Below are 18,983 nucleotides of genomic sequence, written 5' to 3'. Positions count from 1 at the left end.
CATCGCAGCCCCTCATTTCATGACCATCCAAACCGACGATTTCGCCCCCGCACCGCCTCGCGTGGTGTCCGCCGCTCCCGCTTCACCCCAGGAAGAGGCGATAGAGCGGGCATTGCGCCCCAAGCTGCTCGACGAATACGTGGGCCAGGCCAAGGTGCGCGAGCAGCTCGAAATCTTCATCGGCGCGGCGCGCAAGCGCAAGGAAGCGCTCGACCACGTGCTGCTGTTCGGCCCGCCCGGCCTCGGCAAGACCACGCTGTCGCACATCATCGCGGCCGAGCTTGGCGTGAACCTGCGCCAGACCTCCGGCCCCGTGCTCGAAAAGCCCAAGGACCTGGCGGCGCTGCTGACCAACCTCGAGCCGAACGACGTGCTCTTCATCGACGAGATCCACCGCCTGAGCCCGGTGGTCGAGGAAATCCTCTATCCGGCGCTGGAGGACTACCAGATCGACATCATGATCGGCGAGGGCCCCGCGGCGCGCAGCATCAAGCTCGACCTGCAGCCCTTCACGCTGGTGGGCGCCACCACCCGCGCCGGCATGCTCACCAACCCTCTGCGCGACCGCTTCGGCATCGTCGCGCGGCTGGAGTTCTACACGCCCGAGGAACTGGCGCTCATCGTGCGGCGCAGCGCCGGCCTGCTCAAGGTGGAAACCGACGAAACCGGCGGCTTCGAGATTGCGCGCCGTTCGCGCGGCACGCCCCGCATCGCCAACCGTCTGCTGCGGCGCGTGCGCGACTATGCCGAGGTAAAGGGCAACGGCCGCATCACCGAAGACATCGCGCACAAGGCGCTTGCCATGCTCGACGTCGATCCGCAGGGCTTCGACCTGATGGACCGCAAGCTGCTCGAAGCCGTCATCCATCGCTTCGACGGCGGCCCGGTGGGGTTGGACAACGTGGCTGCCAGCATCGGCGAGGAGCGCGACACCATCGAAGACGTGATCGAGCCTTACCTCATTCAACAGGGCTACCTGCAGCGCACGCCGCGCGGGCGCATCGCCACGCTGGCGGCCTACCGCCACCTCGGGGTGACGCCGCCTTCGAGCCGCTCGGACGGACAAGACCTTTTCGGAATCTGATCTTCTACTCATGCACACCCATGCATACCCATGACCTGAGTGCCTGGCAGCACGACCACGAGTTCGGCGCAGGCAACGAATCGGCCGAGCGCAGCACCCGCCTCGTGATGTGGATCACCGTCGCCGCGATGGTGGTCGAAATCGGCGCCGGCTGGTGGTTCAACTCCATGGCGCTGCTGGCCGACGGCTGGCACATGAGCTCGCATGCGCTGGCCATCGGCCTGAGCGCCTTTGCCTATGCGGCGGCGCGGCGCTACGCGCACGATCCGCGCTTTGCATTCGGCACCTGGAAAATCGAAGTGCTGGGCGGCTTTGCGAGCGCGCTGATGCTGCTCGGCGTTGCGGCGCTGATGGTGGTGGGTTCCATCGAACGGCTTCTCTCGCCTTCGGCCATCCACTACCGCGAAGCCGTGGCGGTGGCCGTGCTCGGGCTGGTGGTCAACCTGGTCTGCGCGCGGCTGCTGGGGTCGGCGCACCACCACGGGCATGGGCACGACCATGGTCACGGCCGCGCTCATCACGACGATCACAGCCACTCGCACGGCCACGACCTGAACCTGCGCTCCGCCTACCTGCATGTGGTGGCTGACGCCGCCACCTCGGTGCTCGCCATCGCGGCGCTGCTGGGCGGCTGGTTCTTCGGCTGGTCATGGCTCGACCCGATGATGGGCATCGTCGGCGCGGTGCTGGTGTCGGTGTGGGCCAAGGGGCTGCTGAAGGAAACCGGCCGCGTGTTGCTCGACCGCGAGATGGACCATCCTGTCACGGCCGAAATCCGCGAAGGCGTGGAGACCATGCTGGCCGATTCGGAAACGCGCGTGGTCGACCTGCACGTGTGGCGCGTGGGCCGGGAAGCCTATGCCTGTGCGCTCACCGTGGTGACGCATTCGCCCACGCTTTCGGCCGACGAGGTGCGCGCCTGCTTCTCGATGCACGAGGAGATCCGCCACTCGACGGTGGAAATCCAGCGCTGCGCATCCTGAGCTGACTGCAGGGCGTGGCCTCCTGGCCACGCGTCACCAGAATGTCACGGGAACGCCATCGCGCCGTCACGCCGCGGTGGGAGCCTACCCGTCCATGCAACGCGACGATGCTTTCCTCCGCGCATGGCGCGACACCGCGACCCGGGCCCCCGAGCCGGAGGACGACGATCTTGCGCGCCCGCCGCTGCGCTATCGCACCCTCTGGATCTCCGATCTGCACCTGGGCACGCCCGGCTGCCAGGCCCGCGCGCTGCTCGACTTCCTGAAGCACACGGAGTGCGAGACCTTGTTCCTGGTCGGCGACATCATCGACGGCTGGCAGCTCAAGCGCCACTGGTACTGGCCGCAGGCGCACAACGACGTGATCCAGAAGCTGCTGCGCAAGGCGCGCAAGGGCACCCGCGTGATCTTCATTCCGGGCAACCACGACGAGTTCGCGCGCAAGTACCTGCACCACAACTTCGGCGGCATCGACGTGGCCGAGGAATGGATTCACGAGACCGCCGACGGCCGCAAGCTCTGGATCATTCACGGCGACCTGTTCGACGGCGTGATCCAGTGCGCCAAGTGGCTCGCGCACGTGGGCGATTCGCTCTACGAGTTCACGCTCAAGCTCAACCGGCACCTCAACTCGCTGCGCGCGCGCATGGGCCTGCCGTACTGGTCGCTTTCGAAGTACCTCAAAGGCAAGGTCAAGCGTGCCGTGAGCTACGTGGGCGATTTCGAGAACGCCGTGGCGCGCGAGGCCCGCAAGCGCGGCGTGCAGGGCGTGGTCTGCGGCCACATCCACCACGCCGAAATGCGCGACATCGACGGCATCCTCTATTGCAACGACGGCGATTGGGTCGAAAGCCTCACGGCCCTGGCCGAGCATGCCGACGGCACGCTGGAGATCATCGACTGGGCGCAACACATGCCCGTGCCCGCGAAGACCGGCGCACAGCGCGAGCCCGTGGCGGCCTGAACGAGGGCAGAGCGCGGCTCAGCGGCTCTGCGGTGGGCCCTTGGCCGATTGGCCGAGGAACTGGTCCCGCCAGCTGTCGTAGTGCCGCAGCATGTTCTTGCCCATTTCGTCCATCCACAGCCACCAGGCAAGCGTGAAATTCTCCGCGCCGGTGGGGGCGAGGAGCGGGTCGGCCGGCAGGGCGGCATGCGCCAACGGGTCCGGCAGTTCGTAGTCGCACAGCCGTTCGACGCTGGCGTGCGAGAAATTCGTAGCGACAAAGCTCAAGGTTGCTCTCCTTCGAGTGGCGCGTTCTGGGGCGCCTAAGAACAACTCCCGAAACAAATTGGAACAGAAAAGGCGCTGTGGTCGGCTTCGGATAATCCCGAATGAAAACAAAAGAGCTCATAAATTGTGGCCGCGCGTACGCACATCGACCGCTTCCGGGAGCCCGTTCCAAGGCACTTGCGCCGCTCAGCGGCGCATCGTGTCGAGCGGCGTCACAGGCGGGCTGTCGTTGCCCCATGACCCGCGAATGAAGGTGAGCACCGCGGCCACGTCGGCCGCGTCGAGCACCTGTCCGAAGGGCGGCATGCCGTAGGGCCGGGGATTGCCTTCGGTGGCGGGCAGGTAGCCGCCGTGCGCAATCACCTGGACCAGGTTCGCCGTCTGCGCCATGTTCACGGCGCGGTTGCCCGCCAGCGGCGGGAACGCGCCCGGCGCTCCCTGGCCCTGGTCGCCGTGGCAATAGGCACAGCGCTGGTCGTAGATTTTTGCGCCGCGCGTCATGGTGCCGGCATCTCTGCGCAGGGCGGCGGCGGGCCGTGCAGGCGCAGCAGACGCGGCCGGCCCGCCGGGCAGGTCTTTCAGGTAGGCAGCCATCGCGCCCAGATCGGCATCGCTCAGGTATTGCGTGCTGCGGAACACCACGTCGGCCATCGGCCCCATGACCGAACCGCGCGGCGCGACGCCGCTCTTGAGCAGCGCCACCACTTCGGCGGTGGGCCAATCGGCCACGCCCGCCTCATGCGGGTCGGCGAGCGACGGCGCATACCAGTTCTCCACCGCGATCAGCCCGCCCGAAAGGCCGAGTTGGGTCTGCGTTGCGCCGAGCGAATCGCGGCTGCCGTGGCACGCGATGCAGTGCCCCAACCCGCCGACCAGGTAGGCGCCGCGGTTCCATTCGGCAGGCTTGCCCGCGTTGGCCACGAAAGGCTCGGGCTTGAAAGAAAGGGCCCGCCACACCGCCAGCGCGGCCTGGGAGTCGTAGGGAAACCGCAACCGATGCGCCAGGTTCGGCGCCGGCGCGGGCGGCACGCTGCGCAAATAGGCGTAGATGGCATCCGAATCTTCGCGCGTCACTTGCGTGAAGTTCGGATACGGGAACGCGGGGTACAGCAGCCGGCCGTCCTTGCTGCGGCCGTTGTGCATCGCGCGCCAGAAATGCGCGCTGCTCCAGCTGCCGATACCGGATTTGTCGTCGGGCGTGAGATTGCTCGAATACACGGTGCCGAACGGCGTCTCGATCGGCAGGCCGCCCGCATAGGGCTGGCCGCCTCGCGTGGTGTGGCATCCGGCGCAATTGCCGGCCAATGCGAGATAGCGTCCACGCTCGACCTGCTGGGGCGTGGCGTTGAAAGTTTCGGCCTGCTCCGGCAGCGGGTCTTCGCCGCGCAGGTTCAGCGCCACGATGCCGCCGGCCGCGCCGCCCACCAGCAGCACCAGAACCAGCAGTGTCCAGCCGAGATATCGCATCTTCTTCATGGCCGCCTCACTTCGGCATGCCGCCGCACGCCACCGGCAGCGGGGCGGGCAGGGACGGGGCGGGCTTCGGATCGGCCGGCATGGGCTGCACCGCGAGCCAGCTGGCCACGGCGTTGATGTCGGCCGTCGTCATGCGGCGGCCGATGTCGGCCATGCAGTCGGGAGCGAGCGCATGCCGCTCGTTGGTGAGCCAGGCGCCGAGCTGCGACGACACGTAGAGGCGGGGCAGCCCGAGCAGCCCCGGAATGGCCGGCTGCACGCCGGTGAGCGCGGCGCCGTGGCATTGCACGCAGGCCGGAATGCGGCGTGCCGCATCGCCTTCGAGTGCCAGCTGGCGGCCGCGCGCCAGCTGTGCGGGCGGCGCGTCGCTCGCGGTCGAGACGGGCGGGTAGGGCAGGTCCAGGCCCGCGAAGTATTCGGCCATTTCCATCAGGTACGCATCGGAGAGGTGCTGCACCATGTAGGTCATGTCGGCATTGAAGCGCCGGCCGTCGCGAAAGCTCCGCAGCTGGTTGAAAAGATAACCCGCGGGCTTGCCGGACAGGCGCGGAAAGTAGCCGGCATTGGTGGTGGCGCCTTCGCGCCCGTGGCAGGCGATGCAGGCGGCCACGCGCTGCTCGATGCCGCCTGCAGCCATGGCGGCCCCCTGGCAGCCGAGGAGCAGCAGCAACGCGATTCCCGCGAGGCGGCGGACAGTCTTCATCACGTGCCGGCCGCAAAGTGCGCAAGCGCCAGCAGCCCCGCAATGAGCAGCAGCACCGTGACCAGCGCGACGCCGATGAGCGGCAGCACCCCGACCTGTTCGGTGCGACGGTCGGCATCCGCGCGGCGGCCGCCCAGCCCGATGAAACTCCAGAGAACGGCGCGTACCGCGCGCATGAGATTGGACATGCACCGACTGTGCCGCAACCGCACTCAAAAAAACAGATGCAGATCCGGATCAAATCACCGGTGCAGATAAAGTCGCCTCGAATGAAAACAGCCCTGCAATGAAGCGCTACGAAGCCCTTGCCGCCGATATCGAGGCGTCGATCCGCCACGGCACGCTGAAGACCGGCGACCGCCTGCCTTCGGTGCGGCATACCGGCGAGAGCCGCGGCGTGAGCGCGTCCACCGTGTTCCAGGCGTACTACCTGCTCGAGGCGCGCGGGCTGGTGCGCGCCCGCGACCGCTCGGGCTACTACGTCACGGGCGGCGGGCTGCGCGATGCGCCGCCCGAGGCCAACCTCATGTCACGCCCCGCCGAGGGGCCGAAATCGCTCGACGTGAGCGACCAGGTGTTCGACATCCTCGAAGCCAGCATGTCGCGCAAGGTGGTGCCCTTCGGTTCGGCGTTTCCGAGCCCGCTGCTGTTTCCGCTCGCGCGGCTGGGCCAGTTCATGGCCGCGAGCGCCAAGTCGCTCGACCCATGGAGCACGGTGGACGACCTCACGCCCGGCAGCGCGGCGTTGCGCCGGCAGATTGCGCTGCGCTACCTGGGCGACGGCATGCAGGTGCCCGCTGACGAAATCGTCGTCACCAACGGCGCGCTGGAGGCGCTCAACCTGTGCCTTGCGGCGGTCACGCGGCCGGGCGATTCGGTGATCGTCGAATCGCCCACCTTCTACGCGGCCCTGCAGGCACTGGAGCGCATGGGCCTGCGCGCCATCGAGGTGCCGACGCATCCGGGCGAGGGCATCGACCTTGGCGCGCTGGAGCTCGCCATTGCGGCCCACCGGCCCAAGGCCTGCTGGCTGATGACCACGTTCCAGAACCCGCTCGGCAGCCTCATGCCCGACGCGAAGAAGAAGGCTCTGGTGGAACTGCTGGCGCGGCACGCGCTGCCGCTGATCGAAGACGACGTGTACGCCGAACTCTATTTCGGCGACCGGCGGCCGCCTCCGGCCAAGGCCTTCGACACGCAAGGCCTCGTGCTGCATTGCTCTTCGTTCTCGAAGTGCCTGGCGCCGGGCTACCGCATCGGATGGGCATCGGCGGGGCGCTTCACGCGCACGGTGGCGCGGCTGAAGCTGACCACCTCGCTCAGCACCTCGGTGCCCGCCCAACTCGCGCTGGCCAGCTATCTGGAGAAGGGCGGCCTCGACAAGCACCTGCGCAAGTTGCGCCAGACCCTGGCCGTTCAGCAGGCGAGCTTCGCGCAGGCGGTGGGCCACTTTTTTCCGGCGGGCACGCGCGCCACGCGGCCGCTCGGCGGCTACTTCCTGTGGGTCGAGCTGCCGGCGCATGTGAGCGCGCTCGATATCCATCGCCAGGCGCTGGCGCTCGGCATCAGCGTCGCGCCCGGGCCGATCTTTTCGGCCACGCGCGGCTTTGCCCACTGCCTGCGCCTGAACTACGGGCATGCCTGGGACGGACATGCCGAAAAGGCAATGCAGACCTTGGGGCATTTGGTGGCCGCCGCGGCAGCCGACGGCCCGGCGCACGACAAAATCGCTTCGTCGTGACGCTCGATCTTTTCTCCGATGCCCCCGATGCCGAACTGCCGCGCGGCAAAGAGGCGATCGGCCCCGGCGCCTTCGTGCTGCGTGGTTTCGCGCTGCCCTTCGTGGAGGATCTCCTGCCCGCGTTGAGTGATGTCGAACAGAGCGCCGCCTTCCGGCACCTCGTGACCCCGGGCGGTCTCACGATGTCGGTCGCCATGACCAACTGCGGCCGCCTCGGCTGGATCTCGGACCGGCGCGGCTACCGCTACGGCGAACTCGACCCTCAAACGGGCGCGCCATGGCCGCCGATGCCCGCGGTGTTCGAGCGCCTGGCGCAAGCGGCTGCCGCCGAAGCGGGGTTCGAGGGCTTCGCACCCGACGCTTGCCTGATCAACCGCTACGAACCCGGCACGCGGCTGTCGCTGCACCAGGACAAGGACGAGCGCGACTACGGCGCGCCCATCGTCTCGGTTTCGCTCGGCATGCCGGCCACGTTTCTTTTTGGCGGGCTCGCGCGCGGCGACAGGGCCGTTCGCATTCCGCTGACGCACGGCGATGTCGTCGTGTGGGGCGGGCCTGACCGGCTGCGCTACCACGGCGTGCTGCCGCTCGAAGACCGGCCGCATGCCCTGCTGGGCAGCCGGCGCATCAACCTCACTTTTCGCAAGGCGGGTTGAGGCCCGGCGAACGGGCAGGGCGCGCCGATGCGGCACTACATCTCGTTCAAGTCAAACGGATGACTTGTCCCGCTTTTCTGTGCACAACTCTGTGGGTTGTCTGAGGACCCGGGTGCTCGAAGCAAGCACTGGCGCGGGTTTGCACCACATTGCCTGCTGAACGGGCACCGGGCCCGGCAGCGTGGAAAAACGGGTGGAAGGCGGGGTAGATCGTCTCGAAAGCGCCTGTGCCGACTGTCATGAGCCGGGCGTGAAAAGGACCGTCCCCTGCGCGAGAACGCTGGTCCGGTCGTCTGCGCTCTTGATCGCGCCCTGCAATTCGAGGACGCATCCGCCCTTCGAATGCGCGGCCATCGACGTCACCTGCCACTCGATGAGCACCGTCTCGCTCGCTCGCACGGGACGCAGCAGGTCGACCGAGAAATTCATCCCCAGCACGTTCCCCTTCCCGGCGAAGTGGCTGGCGGTCAGTCCCATCAACAGGGAGGTGGTGTGGGTCGCGCTGGCGATCAATCCGCCGAAGCGCGTGCCCCGTGCAAATGCCGCATCGTGGTGCAGAGGGTTCTCGTCTCCCGCAGCCAGGGCAAAGGCCCGCACTTGCGCTTCGTCGAAGGTATGGGGTCGCGAGAAGCGGTAGCCGGGTCCGACCGGCGCAACGGCCGCGGCTTCGAACTCAGCCATGGCTCGCGAGCCTGGTGATGGCGTCCTGGCTTCCGGCCTGCTCGCGCAAGCGGAACTTCTGGATTTTTCCCGTGGCCGTCTTCGGCAAGGGGGTGAAGATCACCCGGCGCGGACACTTGAAGTGCGCCAGCCGTTCCCGGCAGAACGAAATGACCTCTTGCTCGGTGGGCGCAGCGACACCTGCCCTGAGTTCGATGAACACGCACGGCACCTCGCCCCACTTGCTGTCGGGCTGGGCAACCACGGCCGCATGCAGGACCGCCGGGTGTCCGTGGACGACGTCCTCGATTTCCACCGAGGAGATGTTCTCGCCGCCCGAGATGATCACGTCTTTCGACCGATCGGTGATCTGCGCATACCCGTTGGCATGAAGAACCGCGACGTCGCCGGTACGGAACCAGCCGTTGGCGAGCGCCTTGCGCGTCGCCGCCTCGTTCTTGAAGTAGCCCATCATCACCGTGTTGCCGCGCAGCATGAGCTCCCCTGCGGATTTGCCGTCGGGCAGGACGGGTTCGAGGGTGTCGGCGTCGCCGACCATGAGGCCTTCGAACATGGCGGCCCGCACGCCCTGTCGCACCCGCAGCGGGCCTTGCTCGGCGGGCGGTAGATCGTCCCAGCCGTCCTGCCACACGCAACTCACCGGCGTGCCGGAAACCTCCGTGATGCCGAAGACGTGCTCCACGTCGAAGCCCATGGCCAGAACCGCGTTCAGCACGGCAAGCGGCGGCGGCGACCCCGCGGTCAGCACGCGCACGGGGCGCGGCAGCCGGGCGTCTTTCGCCGAGTCCGCGAGCATTGCCATCACGACCGGCGCTGCACAGAGGTGATCGACCTGGTGCCGGTCGATGGCCTCCAGCACCGCATCGGCGGAAACCCGGCGCAGGCAGACATGGGTTCCCGCTGCCGCCGTCACGGCCCAGGTGAAGCACCATCCGTTCGCGTGGAACATGGGCAGCGTCCACAGATACTTCGGCGCCCGAGGCATCGCCCAGTTCGTGATCTGCAGCAAGCTCATGAGGTAGGTGCCGCGGTGGCTGGCGACCACGCCCTTGGGATCTCCGGTCGTGCCGGAGGTGTAGTTCAGGGCGATGGGTTGCCACTCGTCGCCCGGCCACCGGCCGGGGAAGTCCGGGTCTCCGCTCGCCAGCAAGGATTCATAGTCGGTGTCGCCGATGCGTTCGCCGGGTGGCGCGAGGTGATCGTTGATGTCGATGACCGCTGGCGCACGGTCGAGGAGCTTCAAGGCTGCGGCCACCGTTGCGGCGAACTCACGGTCGACCATCAGCAATTTGCATTCGCCATGACGCAGGATGAACGCGATCCCTTCGGCATCCAGGCGATGGTTGATCGCGTTGAGCACCGCACCGGCCAGCGGTATGCCGAAGTGGGACTCCAGCATGGCCGGCGTGTTGGGCGCCAGCACCGAAACGGTGTCGCCCGGCTGGATGCCTCTCATCGTCAGCGCCGACGCAAGGCGATGGCAGCGCTCCCGCGTCTGCTCCCATGTCCGCGTCAGATCGCCGTGCACCACCGCCGCACGTTTCGGATGCGCCAAGGCGGCGCGATCGAGAAAGCCGAGCGGAGTGAGCGGCACATGATTCGCCGCGCAGCGTTCGAGGCCCTGTGCATAGGATTGCGCGCTCATGCTCTTGTCTCCTTCGAGGTGTCGTGAAATGTCGTGAAGGCGGAAACCGGCTCTCGCTCGGTCACGAGCGAGTTCTCGATCGAAGACTCGTCGGCGTAGCCCAGGCTCATGCCGCAGACCAGCATCTGGCCGGAGGGAATATCCAACAGGTCCGCGATCTGGCGATGAAACTTCAGAAAGGCGGCTTGAGGGCAGGTGTGGAGGTTTCGGCCGCGCGCGGCCACCATCACGCTCTGCAGGAACATGCCGTAGTCCAGCAGGCTTCCTTCCTGGAGTTCGCGGTCCACCGTGAAGAACAGGCCCACGGGCGCATCGAAGAACCGGTAGTTGCGCCCGTGCTGCAAGTGCATGCGCTGCTTGTCGCCCTTGGCGATGCCGAGCAATCCGTAGAGGTCCCAGCCGACCTTGCGGCGCCGTTCCAGGTAGGGGGAAAACCATTCGCGCGGGTAGTAGTCGTAGGGCTCGAGCAGTTCTCCCGACCTGCCGGGATCATCGTCGAGCGCGGCAATCGCAGCGGACAGGCTGGCCTTTGCAGGCCCTGTCAAAACATGCACATGCCAAGGCTGCATGTTCATGCCGGAAGCGCTGTAGCGCGCGGCCGAGAGGATCGCTTCGACTTCTTCTCTCGGCACCGGCCTTGGCAAATACGCCCTCACGCTGCGTCGGGTGGCAATGGCCCAATCGACTGCTCCTCGCAGTGCTTCTGCACTGAGCGGCGATGCCATCATTCGATTCATTCCTGGATTCCCTTGCCTCAAACAAACTCGTGGCGCCGCGGGCGCGACTGCCAGAGAAGATTAGTTCTGCAAGGGCGCGGTGCCCATGCCCGGACGCCTCGATTCAAGCGGGGCTTCTGGGCATGCGAGCGCCTCTTTGGTGGACTCCAGGAGTCTGGCGCCTACTCTCGCGTTGGGGGAGACGAGCGATAAGCTCCCGGGCTGACGCCTGTCCATTTCTTGAAGGCGCGATGGAAAGCGCTTGTTTCCTGGAATCCGGTTCGGGCGGCGACTTCGGCCACCGTCAACGACGCGCTCGACAACAGATCGATGGCGATGTCCCGCCGCAGATCGTCTTTCACCCGCTGGTAGCTCACGCCCTCCTGCTGCAAGCGGCGTTGAAGCGTGGTGCCCGAGATGCAGAGTTCCTGTGCGAGTTTTTCCAGCTCCGGCCATGCATCGGGCACCTGGCTGCGCAACCTGTTGCGAACCTGCGCACTGGTGCTCGCGTCATTGCGGTACTTGACCAGCAAGTTGGCCGGTGCCGCCCTCAGAAAGTTGTCGACCGTTTCCGGCGACTCTGCAATCTTCAGTTCCAGCAGATCGCTTGCGAAGCTGATGTGCGTGGTCTCGCCGTTGAATTTCACGTTCTCGCAGAACCGCGTGCGGTAGTGGCTGTCATCGCCGGGAGGCGGGCATCGGAACTGCATCTCGCGCAGGGGAATGCGCCTGTGCACGAGCCAGCATGCCAGTCCATGGACCAGGATGAACCAGGTGCCGTAGCCGAACAGCCGGCGCAGCACGCCGCCGTCATGCAGGATCACGCGGGCCTCGTCGCCGGAGCAGACCAGCTCCCCGCGGAAGTCATCCAAGGTCGCGTGCAGGAACCTCAGGATCCGGCGAAGGGCATGCGCCAGGTTGTCGGCGTTGACCGCCGCGCGCGTCATGAGCGCATAGCTGCCCCGGCGAAGCCCGTGGCTGTCCAGGCCGAAGAACTCGTCGTCCATCAGGTCGGCCAGCGCCACCCACATGCGCGAGTACGCAGCCGCCGAGATGCGCGCACGCGGCGCGCTCAACAGCTCGCGATCGATCTTTGCACTTTCGAGGACGCTGCTGATGTCCATGTTCCGGAGCGCCGCGGCGTGGATCGCCTCGTGCACCAGTTCAATGGACACGGTTCCCTTCAAGCCTGCAGACTTCATACGAACTCGCTCAAGAATCGTTGATGGGGCGAGCCCTTTATAAGCGTGTTCCACGCCGGGTTTCCCCTAGGCGCGAAAGCGGGGAATTGGTCGCCTCCGGACAGTTCGCAACTGGGCGCAAACCTAGAATGCACCGGCCTTTCAGGAACGCATTCGCGTGCCGCGCACCCGAGCTGGCGCAGGGGCCTGACCAACCACGAAGACCATGTTGACCCTGTACCACTGCGTCAGCGCCCGTTCCTTTCGGCCACTCTGGACGCTGGAGGAACTGGGGCTTCCCTATGAACTGAAGATGCTGCCATTCCCGCCACGCGTGTTGCAGCGCTCCTATCTCGACGTGAACCCCCTCGGCACGGTTCCCCTGTTGATCGACGGCGAGACCCGGATGACCGAGTCGGCGGCCATTTGCCAGTATCTCTGTGCCTTGAGCGCGCCCACCGCCCTGAATGTGGAAGCCGGTGAAAACGACTTCGGTGCTTATCTGAACTACCTGCACTTCGGCGAAGCTACGCTCACTTTTCCCCAAACGCTGGTCCTGCGCTACGCACACTTCGAACCCGAGACCCGCCGGCAACCGCAGGTGGCGAGTGACTATGCCAAGTGGTTCCTGGCTCGGCTGCGCACGCTGGAGCCACTCCTGACGGATCGCGAATATTTGTGTGCCGGGCGTTTCACGGCGGCCGACATTTCCGTCGGCTACGCGCTCCTGCTGGCGCAGCACCTCGGGCTGGCCAACGAATTCACTCCTTCCGTGCGCGCCTATTGGGACAGGCTGAAGCAGCGCCCCGCCTATGCGGCAGCGCTTGAAGCCCAGCAGAGGGCGGCTCGGCAGCAGGGTGTGTCGCTCGTCGCCGCGCCCGATACGCTGCCGCCGGCAACGTCCCCTCCTGCACAGCCGACTGCACAGCCGCCTGAACAAGACGCACGAAGTTGAGCGGCTCGAAGCAGGCGGCGCCGGGCAAGCACATCGAAGTGCAGCCTTATTAGCTCAGGAGGTGCAGGCGTAGTTGGCCGCCAACCTGGACGCTGCAGCATCGTTGGCCGGCCCCGTGTACCGCGGATATTGCGGGTACTGGCACAACGGCCGGCTGAGGACGACCGCTCCATCGGTGTCACGCTTCTCCGCGACCAGCGTGGCAGGTGCCGCGCTCTTGGTCACCCATTGGTCGAGTGCCGTCAGCAGGTCTGCCGAATCGGCACCCGGTCCTCCGGCGCAGTGGTTCACCCCCGGCGCAACGTAGAAGCGAGTGGATGCATCGGCAGCCGAGGCGCCCACCGCGCTTCGCATGTTCCCGTAGTACTCGACGGTCGATCTGGCGCTGAGCGCGGCATCGTTTCCGCCGTGCCACAAGATCAACTTGCCGCCGCTGTTGATGAACGGCCGGATGTCCGCGTTGGTCGCGTCGTTGAGTGCGGCCATGGCATAGAGCGCGTTCTGGTTCTGGTCCCAGGGGGTGTAGGCCAGCGAATCGACCGTCCGGTCGCGGGCGAGGTAGTTCTTGACGGTCGTATCCTGAAACAGGAACTGCAGCGCCATGGTGACATTGCCGTCGCCCGTGAGCCAGGTCCGCCACGCGCCCGGGTCGTCCTCGTTGCCTGTCAGGTTCCAGCCCGCATTGCGGAAGGTGGTGCTGCCCGTGAAGGTGGCTTCGGTGGTCCACGAAGTCACCACGTCGAGCTGTGCGTCCGAGAGGCAGCTGTCGCCGGTATCGGCTCCGCCGGCGCAACGCAGCGCGGCAACATTGACCACCGCGGGCATGCATGCGGCCTGGTTCGACACAACGCCGTCCGTAACGCCGTCGAGCCCGTCGCAGGCGTCTCGCACACGCGTGCTCAAAAGCGCGGTCTTCGCGGCGCTGAACGCACCGCCAGGCGCGGCAAGCGCCCTGGAATTCCGGTTGAAGGCGCCCATGAACCCGACCCAGTTGTAGGCGGGTGCGCGCGCAATCACGCCGTCGAAGAGGTTTGGCGAGCGCTGCACTGCCATCAATGCTTCCCGTCCGCCGTTCGAGCAGCCCTCGAAGTACGACTTGGCCGGCAACGCCCCGTAGGCCGTCGCCAGCGTCTCTGTTGCGGTCGACATCACCGTGGGTACCGAGAGGCTGCCGAACAGCTGCGCGGCAAAGGTGTCGGTCAACGCGAAGTCCGCGCTCAATCCGCTGCCCTGATGCCCGGAGTCGCTGGCGACCACGGCGTAGCCTTGACCCAGCGCCGGTGCCCCGGGCGGCGAAATGGCGCCGTTGTAGCCGCCTCCGCCCTGGTAGTAGAGCTTGCCGTTCCACGCCTCCGGCAGGGAGATCTGGAAGTTCAAGGCGGGCGCTATCGTGCCGGTGACCTTGCAGTACACGGGCGTGCCTGCCGATGCCGCCTCCATGACGGCCGTCAGCGCGGCGCCTGCAACGGTTTTTCCGTTCAGGTCGCTGCACGCCTTTTGAGCCGTGGCAACCGGCGGTGCGGGTGGCGGGTTTCCGGGTTGAGCCGCCGGAGGGGCGGGAAGCGGCAGGAAGGGCGTGCCGTTGCCGGAGCCGCCGCCGCACGCCGCCAGCATCGCCACGCTGACAGCAGCAGCATGGAGCTTCACGCGAGGCGACGATGCCTTTGAGAGTAAGAAGTGCATGTCTCTATTCCTTTGTCAGTTTTCTGCCGGCGCACCGCATCGAGATTGAGCGATGCCGATCAGATTCTGGAAGGCGAGAACATTGGCAACTGTTTCGGGACGGACATTCGGCCCGCTGATTTCTAAGGAAAAACCCTTCGGTTCCGATGCATGCCGGCCCTGCTACGGATACTTGGCCAGTGCCTGCCTGTCCATGACCGTGATGTAGCCGTAACCCCGCTGGATGAGGCCCGCGGTTTCGAGTTCGGTCAACGCAATGTTGACGCGCTGGCGCGAGATGCCCACCAGCAGCCCGATCTCCTCCTGGTTGATCCGCAGCGTGGAGTCGGTGTTCGGATAGAGCACCGGATGGAAGAGGCTGGAGATTCCACGCGCCACGCGCGCCGTCGGTTCGAGCAGCCGGTCGAACTTCACCATGGCAATGAACTGCCCCAGCCGCTCGTTCAAATGCGAGAGCATGAAGTGGTTGAACGGAATGCTTCGATCGAGCAACCACGAGAACATGGCCCTCGGCAGATGGACAGTGATGGTCGGCCGCGTTGCCATGATCTCGTACTTGCGGTGCTCCGGCTTCAGGAGCGATCCTTCGCCGATCCATCCGCTGGCTGCGACCCCGGTAAACATGATCAGGCGGCCGTCCACCGTGGTGTCCTGAACACGAAGAAAGCCTTCCAGAACGCCGATCCAGCTGTCGGCCATCTCGTTGCGCTGGCACACATACGAATGGGCTTCATGGTGGCGAACGTAGAGGGCCTCGAATGCCTTCGTTCGCTCTGCCTGCGTCAGCGCGCGCGGCCAGATGCACCGTTCAAAGAAGGCATTCAGTTCTTTGGCTGGCAGCATGTGTGGACGCGCATTTGTGAATTTCCATTCGACTGGCGAATCCTATGGGACGCAGGCTTGTCGAGTTTGTGGCGCGGATGACATTTGCACCTTTGCACCTTCGGGATAAACCCTCGCGCTTGCGGATTTGGGGCGCAAACCGATCAAGTCCGGCTTGTCTTGCGCCCGGTCAGTCGGCGTATTCGCCGGCGTCCTTGATGACCTTCGACCAGCGGACCTTCTCAGCTTCCACGAACTTCCGGTGGCCGGCCGCGGTCAAGCGGTCGTCGTTCACCACGGTGAGGCCCAGCGCCTCTTCACGCTTGATGAGTTCCGGATCCTTCAAGGCGGTGCGGAGCGCCGCGTTCAGCTTGTCCAACACCGCGGGCGGCGTTCCCTTGGGCGCATACAAGCCGTGCCAGACCTGCACGTCGAAGTCCTTGAGCCCGGACTCCGACAGCGTGGCGGTGTCCTTGAGCGATGGCAGCGGCAGGCGCTTCAGGCTCGTGATGCCGTAGACCTTGACCTTCTTGCCCTCGATCTGCGGAACAGCGTTGGTGGCCTGCTCGCACATGAGATCGACCTGCCCGCCAATGAGGTCCGTCATGGCCGGCGCGGTTCCCTTGTATGGCACCGCGGTCATGGTGATCTTCAAGGCGCTCTGGAACATCAAGCCGCACAGGTGCGACGCGGAGCCCAGCCCTGCATGGGCCAGGTTGACCTTTCCGCCGTTCGCGGCAATCCACTTGCGCAAGTCCGCGAAGCTGTTGGCTTCCAGAGTCGGCTTGCCGATCACCACCGAAGGGGCTTCGTTGATCACGCCCAGCATTTCGAAGTCATCGGGCACCTTGTAAGGGAGCTTGCGATACAACGCCGGCGCGGTGGCCATGCCGATGTGATGCACCAGCAGCGTGTAGCCGTCCGGCGCGGCGCGCGCCACTTTGGCCGAGCCGATGGTGCCGCCCGCACCGGCCGCGTTGTCGACAACCACGGTCTGGCCGAGTGGCTTGCGCAGTGCCTCCGCCAGGTCCCGGGCGATCTTGTCGCTCGGGCCGCCGGCTGCGAACGGGACAACCAGCGTGACGGGCTTGTCCGGGAAGTCCGCAGACGCCAATGTGGCCGAAGCGAGCAGACCTAGGCCGGCGGCGTGGCGCCAAATGCTTTTCATGGTGTTGTCTCCTTGGGGTGTCAGTTGCTTCAGGCCGAAAGCGCTTGCATCTCGCGGTACAGATCGGCCTTGCCTTCGAAGCCGATCCCCGGCAAGTCAGGCAGGGTCACGAAGCTGTTCTCGACCTTCACGCCATCCGGGAACCCGCCGAACGGCTGGAACAGGTCGGGGTACGACTCGTTGCCGCCGAGGCCGAGGCCGGCCGCGATGTTCAGCGACATCTGGTGACCGCCGTGCGGAATGCAGCGGCTGGCCGACCAGCCATGTTCCTTCAACATCTCCAGCGTGCGCAGGTATTCGACCAGGCCGTAGCTGAGCGCGCAGTCGAACTGCAGCCAGTCGCGGTCCGGGCGCATGCCGCCGTAGCGGATCAGGTTGCGCGCGTCCTGCATCGAGAAAAGGTCTTCCCCCGTGGCCATCGGGTTCTTGTAGAAATTGCGCAGCGCGGCTTGCAATTCGAAGTCCAACGGGTCGCCCGGCTCTTCGTACCAGAACAGGTCGTACTGCGACAGGGCCTTGGCATAGGCAATCGCGGTTTCCAGGTCGAAGCGGCCGTTGGCGTCGACGCAGAGCTTCTGGCCGTCCTGCAGCACTTCCATGATCGAATCGATGCGGCGCAGGTCTTCGTCGAGAGAGGCTCCGCCGATCTTCTTCTTCACGACCGTATAGCCGCGGTCGATGTAGCTGCGCATCTCGTCCTTCAGCTTTCCATGGTCCTGCCCCGGGTAGTAGTAGCCGCCCGCTGCGTAGACGAAGATCTTGCGATTGGGCTTGCCGTCCCCGTAGCGGTCGGCCAGCAATTGAAACAGCGGCTTGCCTTCGATCTTGGCCACCGCGTCCCATACCGCCATGTCGATGGTGCCGATGGCCACCGAGCGCTCGCCATGGCCACCCGGCTTCTCATTGGTGAACATCGTGTTCCAGATCTTGTGCGGATCGAGGTTGTCGCCGCTGTCGTCGACGAGGGACGACGGATTCGCTTCCATGATGCGCGGGATGAACCGCTCGCGCATCAGCTTGCCCTGGCCGTAGCGGCCGTTCGAGTTGAAGCCGTAGCCGACGACCGGCTTGCCATCGCGGATCACGTCGGTGATCACTGCGACAAGGCTCAGCGTCATCTTGCTAAAGTCGATGTAGGCGTTGCGAATGGGCGAGCTGATGGGGATGGTCTTCTCGCGGATTTCGACGATCTTCACGGTTGTCTCCAGAACGGGTGAGTGAAGACTGAATGGTCGGCTCTGCCGTCTTTTCCGGCCAATGTTCAATATCTCAACTTCTATGCGCTGGACGAACCGGACATGAACCTGATCTGGCTTGACGACTTCCTGGCGTTGGCAGCAACGGGGAACTTCTCGCGTGCGGCAGATGAGCGCCATAGCTCCCAACCCGCATTCAGCCGTCGCATTCGCGCGCTGGAGGAGTGGATCGGCGCCGACTTGTTCGACCGCAGCACGCAGCCCGCCACACTCACCGAAGTTGGCGAATGGTTTGCCGGCGTGGCGCAGGAATTGACCGCCAGGGTGGCCCGCGTACCGGGTGACGCGAGGAAGATTGCGGAGGCCAGTTCGGTCACGCTGCGCATTGCGTGCACGCATGCGCTTTCCATGACTTTCCTGCCGCGATGGATTCGCAACCTCGAGTCCAGCATCACGCTGGGGCCGGTGCAGCTTATGTCCGACGTCCTTCAGCGTTGCGAATCGCTGATGCTGCAAAGCAAGGTTCAGTTCGTACTGAGCCACGCCCATCCCGACGCGCATGGCGCGCTCGATGCAGACGCGTACCAATCAGCCCGGATCGGTGAGGACATGCTCATTGCAGTGTCCGCACCCAATGGCTCCGGCAAGCCGCGGCATCAGCTTTCACGCAAGGGCGCATCGGCCGTGCCGGTGCTCTTGTACAGCGAGGAATCCGGGCTGGGACGCATCATGCGTGCCCTCGTCAGCCGGCGGCTGGAGTCGCTAAATGTCCAGGTCGTTTTCACGGCCCATCTCGCCTCGGTCCTCCGGACGATGGCGCTGGACGGCAGGGGCATCGCATGGCTGCCGCAGACCCTCGTGGAGGAAGACATCGGCCAAGGGCGCCTTGTCGCCGCAGCGAGCAGCGAGTGGGCCGTTCCGCTGGAAATCAGGCTCTATCGGGACAGCGAGCTCTTGGGGAAGGCGGCGAATGAATTCTGGAGTGCTGCGATCAGGGGGTGAGCGGCGTCGTTCTTGTTCCTGGTTCGTCGCGACGGGGATAGCCGGGCCAGCGGCCCGGAG

General features: G+C 65.7%; 19 protein-coding genes. 7 read left to right on the top strand and 12 right to left on the bottom strand.

What is annotated here, in order from left to right; translation table 11 throughout:
* The first annotated feature begins 19 nt into the window (after window positions 1-19).
* The 3 genes from ruvB to ABIC94_RS20220 all read left to right on the top strand — a co-directional run bounded on the left by ruvB (window position 20) and on the right by ABIC94_RS20220 (window position 3,031).
* Window positions 20-1,084, top strand: a complete 1,065-nt coding sequence (gene ruvB, locus ABIC94_RS20230; protein WP_354374767.1) for a Holliday junction branch migration DNA helicase RuvB — start codon at window positions 20-22, stop codon at window positions 1,082-1,084.
* Window positions 1,085-1,104: 20 nt separating this feature from the next.
* Entirely contained in the window at window positions 1,105-2,067 is a 963-nt protein-coding gene (gene dmeF, locus ABIC94_RS20225) for a CDF family Co(II)/Ni(II) efflux transporter DmeF (protein ID WP_354374766.1), read from the top strand.
* A 94-nt stretch (window positions 2,068-2,161) separates the two neighbouring features.
* Complete coding sequence (locus ABIC94_RS20220; protein ID WP_354374765.1) at window positions 2,162-3,031, top strand: UDP-2,3-diacylglucosamine diphosphatase; 870 nt, start codon at window positions 2,162-2,164, stop codon at window positions 3,029-3,031.
* 18 nt (window positions 3,032-3,049) lie between these two features.
* Here ABIC94_RS20220 and ABIC94_RS20215 read toward each other — a convergent pair whose 3' ends face one another.
* From ABIC94_RS20215 to ABIC94_RS20200, 4 genes are all read right to left on the bottom strand, one after another.
* Window positions 3,050-3,298 carry a hypothetical protein gene (locus tag ABIC94_RS20215; protein WP_354374764.1) on the bottom strand — a complete coding sequence of 83 codons (249 nt, stop codon included), beginning with the start codon at window positions 3,296-3,298 and terminating at the stop codon, window positions 3,050-3,052.
* Between the two features lie 186 nt (window positions 3,299-3,484).
* The gene (locus ABIC94_RS20210) at window positions 3,485-4,765 is read right to left on the bottom strand and encodes a cytochrome c (RefSeq protein ID WP_354374894.1); all 1,281 of its coding nucleotides are present in this window, start codon (window positions 4,763-4,765) and stop codon (window positions 3,485-3,487) included.
* Between the two features lie 16 nt (window positions 4,766-4,781).
* Window positions 4,782-5,477: a c-type cytochrome gene (locus ABIC94_RS20205; protein ID WP_354374763.1), complete on the bottom strand. Its 696-nt coding sequence runs from the start codon at window positions 5,475-5,477 to the stop codon at window positions 4,782-4,784.
* Window positions 5,477-5,665 (bottom strand): DUF2970 domain-containing protein, encoded by a 189-nt coding sequence (locus ABIC94_RS20200; RefSeq protein ID WP_354374762.1) that lies wholly within the window; start codon window positions 5,663-5,665, stop codon window positions 5,477-5,479. Before ABIC94_RS20200 ends, ABIC94_RS20205 begins: the two co-directional genes overlap by 1 nt.
* Before the next feature lie 98 nt (window positions 5,666-5,763).
* Here ABIC94_RS20200 and ABIC94_RS20195 point away from each other — a divergent pair, with 98 nt between their 5' ends.
* A complete protein-coding gene (locus ABIC94_RS20195) occupies window positions 5,764-7,218 on the top strand; it encodes a PLP-dependent aminotransferase family protein (RefSeq protein WP_354374761.1) in 1,455 nt (484 codons plus the stop codon).
* Window positions 7,215-7,874, top strand: coding sequence for a DNA oxidative demethylase AlkB (alkB, locus tag ABIC94_RS20190; RefSeq protein ID WP_354374760.1), 660 nt, complete (start codon window positions 7,215-7,217; stop codon window positions 7,872-7,874). Before ABIC94_RS20195 ends, alkB begins: the two co-directional genes overlap by 4 nt.
* A gap of 237 nt (window positions 7,875-8,111) precedes the next feature.
* On the opposite strand, the gene ABIC94_RS20185 is transcribed toward alkB, so the two are convergent.
* The 4 genes from ABIC94_RS20185 to ABIC94_RS20170 all read right to left on the bottom strand — a co-directional run bounded on the left by ABIC94_RS20185 (window position 8,112) and on the right by ABIC94_RS20170 (window position 12,118).
* On the bottom strand, window positions 8,112-8,555 hold the full coding sequence (locus ABIC94_RS20185; RefSeq protein WP_354374759.1) for a MaoC family dehydratase: 444 nt from the start codon (window positions 8,553-8,555) through the stop codon (window positions 8,112-8,114).
* Window positions 8,548-10,200, bottom strand: coding sequence for an AMP-binding protein (locus ABIC94_RS20180; protein ID WP_354374758.1), 1,653 nt, complete (start codon window positions 10,198-10,200; stop codon window positions 8,548-8,550). Before ABIC94_RS20180 ends, ABIC94_RS20185 begins: the two co-directional genes overlap by 8 nt.
* A complete protein-coding gene (locus tag ABIC94_RS20175) occupies window positions 10,197-10,937 on the bottom strand; it encodes a nitroreductase (RefSeq protein WP_354374757.1) in 741 nt (246 codons plus the stop codon). Before ABIC94_RS20175 ends, ABIC94_RS20180 begins: the two co-directional genes overlap by 4 nt.
* A 161-nt stretch (window positions 10,938-11,098) precedes the next feature.
* Window positions 11,099-12,118, bottom strand: a complete 1,020-nt coding sequence (locus ABIC94_RS20170) for an AraC family transcriptional regulator (RefSeq protein WP_354374893.1) — start codon at window positions 12,116-12,118, stop codon at window positions 11,099-11,101.
* A gap of 205 nt (window positions 12,119-12,323) precedes the next feature.
* Between ABIC94_RS20170 and ABIC94_RS20165 the strand changes: the two genes are divergently transcribed.
* The gene (locus tag ABIC94_RS20165) at window positions 12,324-13,052 is read left to right on the top strand and encodes a glutathione S-transferase family protein (protein ID WP_354374756.1); all 729 of its coding nucleotides are present in this window, start codon (window positions 12,324-12,326) and stop codon (window positions 13,050-13,052) included.
* Window positions 13,053-13,106: 54 nt separating this feature from the next.
* On the opposite strand, the gene ABIC94_RS20160 is transcribed toward ABIC94_RS20165, so the two are convergent.
* The 4 genes from ABIC94_RS20160 to ABIC94_RS20145 form a co-directional block, all read right to left on the bottom strand.
* Window positions 13,107-14,735, bottom strand: coding sequence for a tannase/feruloyl esterase family alpha/beta hydrolase (locus ABIC94_RS20160; protein WP_354374755.1), 1,629 nt, complete (start codon window positions 14,733-14,735; stop codon window positions 13,107-13,109).
* 162 nt (window positions 14,736-14,897) lie between these two features.
* On the bottom strand, window positions 14,898-15,578 hold the full coding sequence (locus ABIC94_RS20155) for a Crp/Fnr family transcriptional regulator (RefSeq protein WP_354374754.1): 681 nt from the start codon (window positions 15,576-15,578) through the stop codon (window positions 14,898-14,900).
* Window positions 15,579-15,747: 169 nt separating this feature from the next.
* Window positions 15,748-16,725, bottom strand: a complete 978-nt coding sequence (locus ABIC94_RS20150; RefSeq protein WP_354374753.1) for a tripartite tricarboxylate transporter substrate-binding protein — start codon at window positions 16,723-16,725, stop codon at window positions 15,748-15,750.
* Between the two features lie 29 nt (window positions 16,726-16,754).
* Window positions 16,755-17,921: a mandelate racemase/muconate lactonizing enzyme family protein gene (locus tag ABIC94_RS20145; RefSeq protein WP_126748073.1), complete on the bottom strand. Its 1,167-nt coding sequence runs from the start codon at window positions 17,919-17,921 to the stop codon at window positions 16,755-16,757.
* 102 nt (window positions 17,922-18,023) lie between these two features.
* On the opposite strand from ABIC94_RS20145, the gene ABIC94_RS20140 reads away from it, so the two are divergent.
* Entirely contained in the window at window positions 18,024-18,923 is a 900-nt protein-coding gene (locus ABIC94_RS20140; protein ID WP_436318067.1) for a LysR substrate-binding domain-containing protein, read from the top strand.
* The last annotated feature ends 60 nt before the right edge of the window (window positions 18,924-18,983 follow it).

It is taken from the genome of Variovorax paradoxus (assembly GCF_040544635.1).
Classification (GTDB): domain Bacteria; phylum Pseudomonadota; class Gammaproteobacteria; order Burkholderiales; family Burkholderiaceae_C; genus Variovorax; species Variovorax paradoxus_R.
Note: the sequence above shows the minus strand (reverse complement) of the source record. Positions and strands in the feature narration are given on the sequence as shown.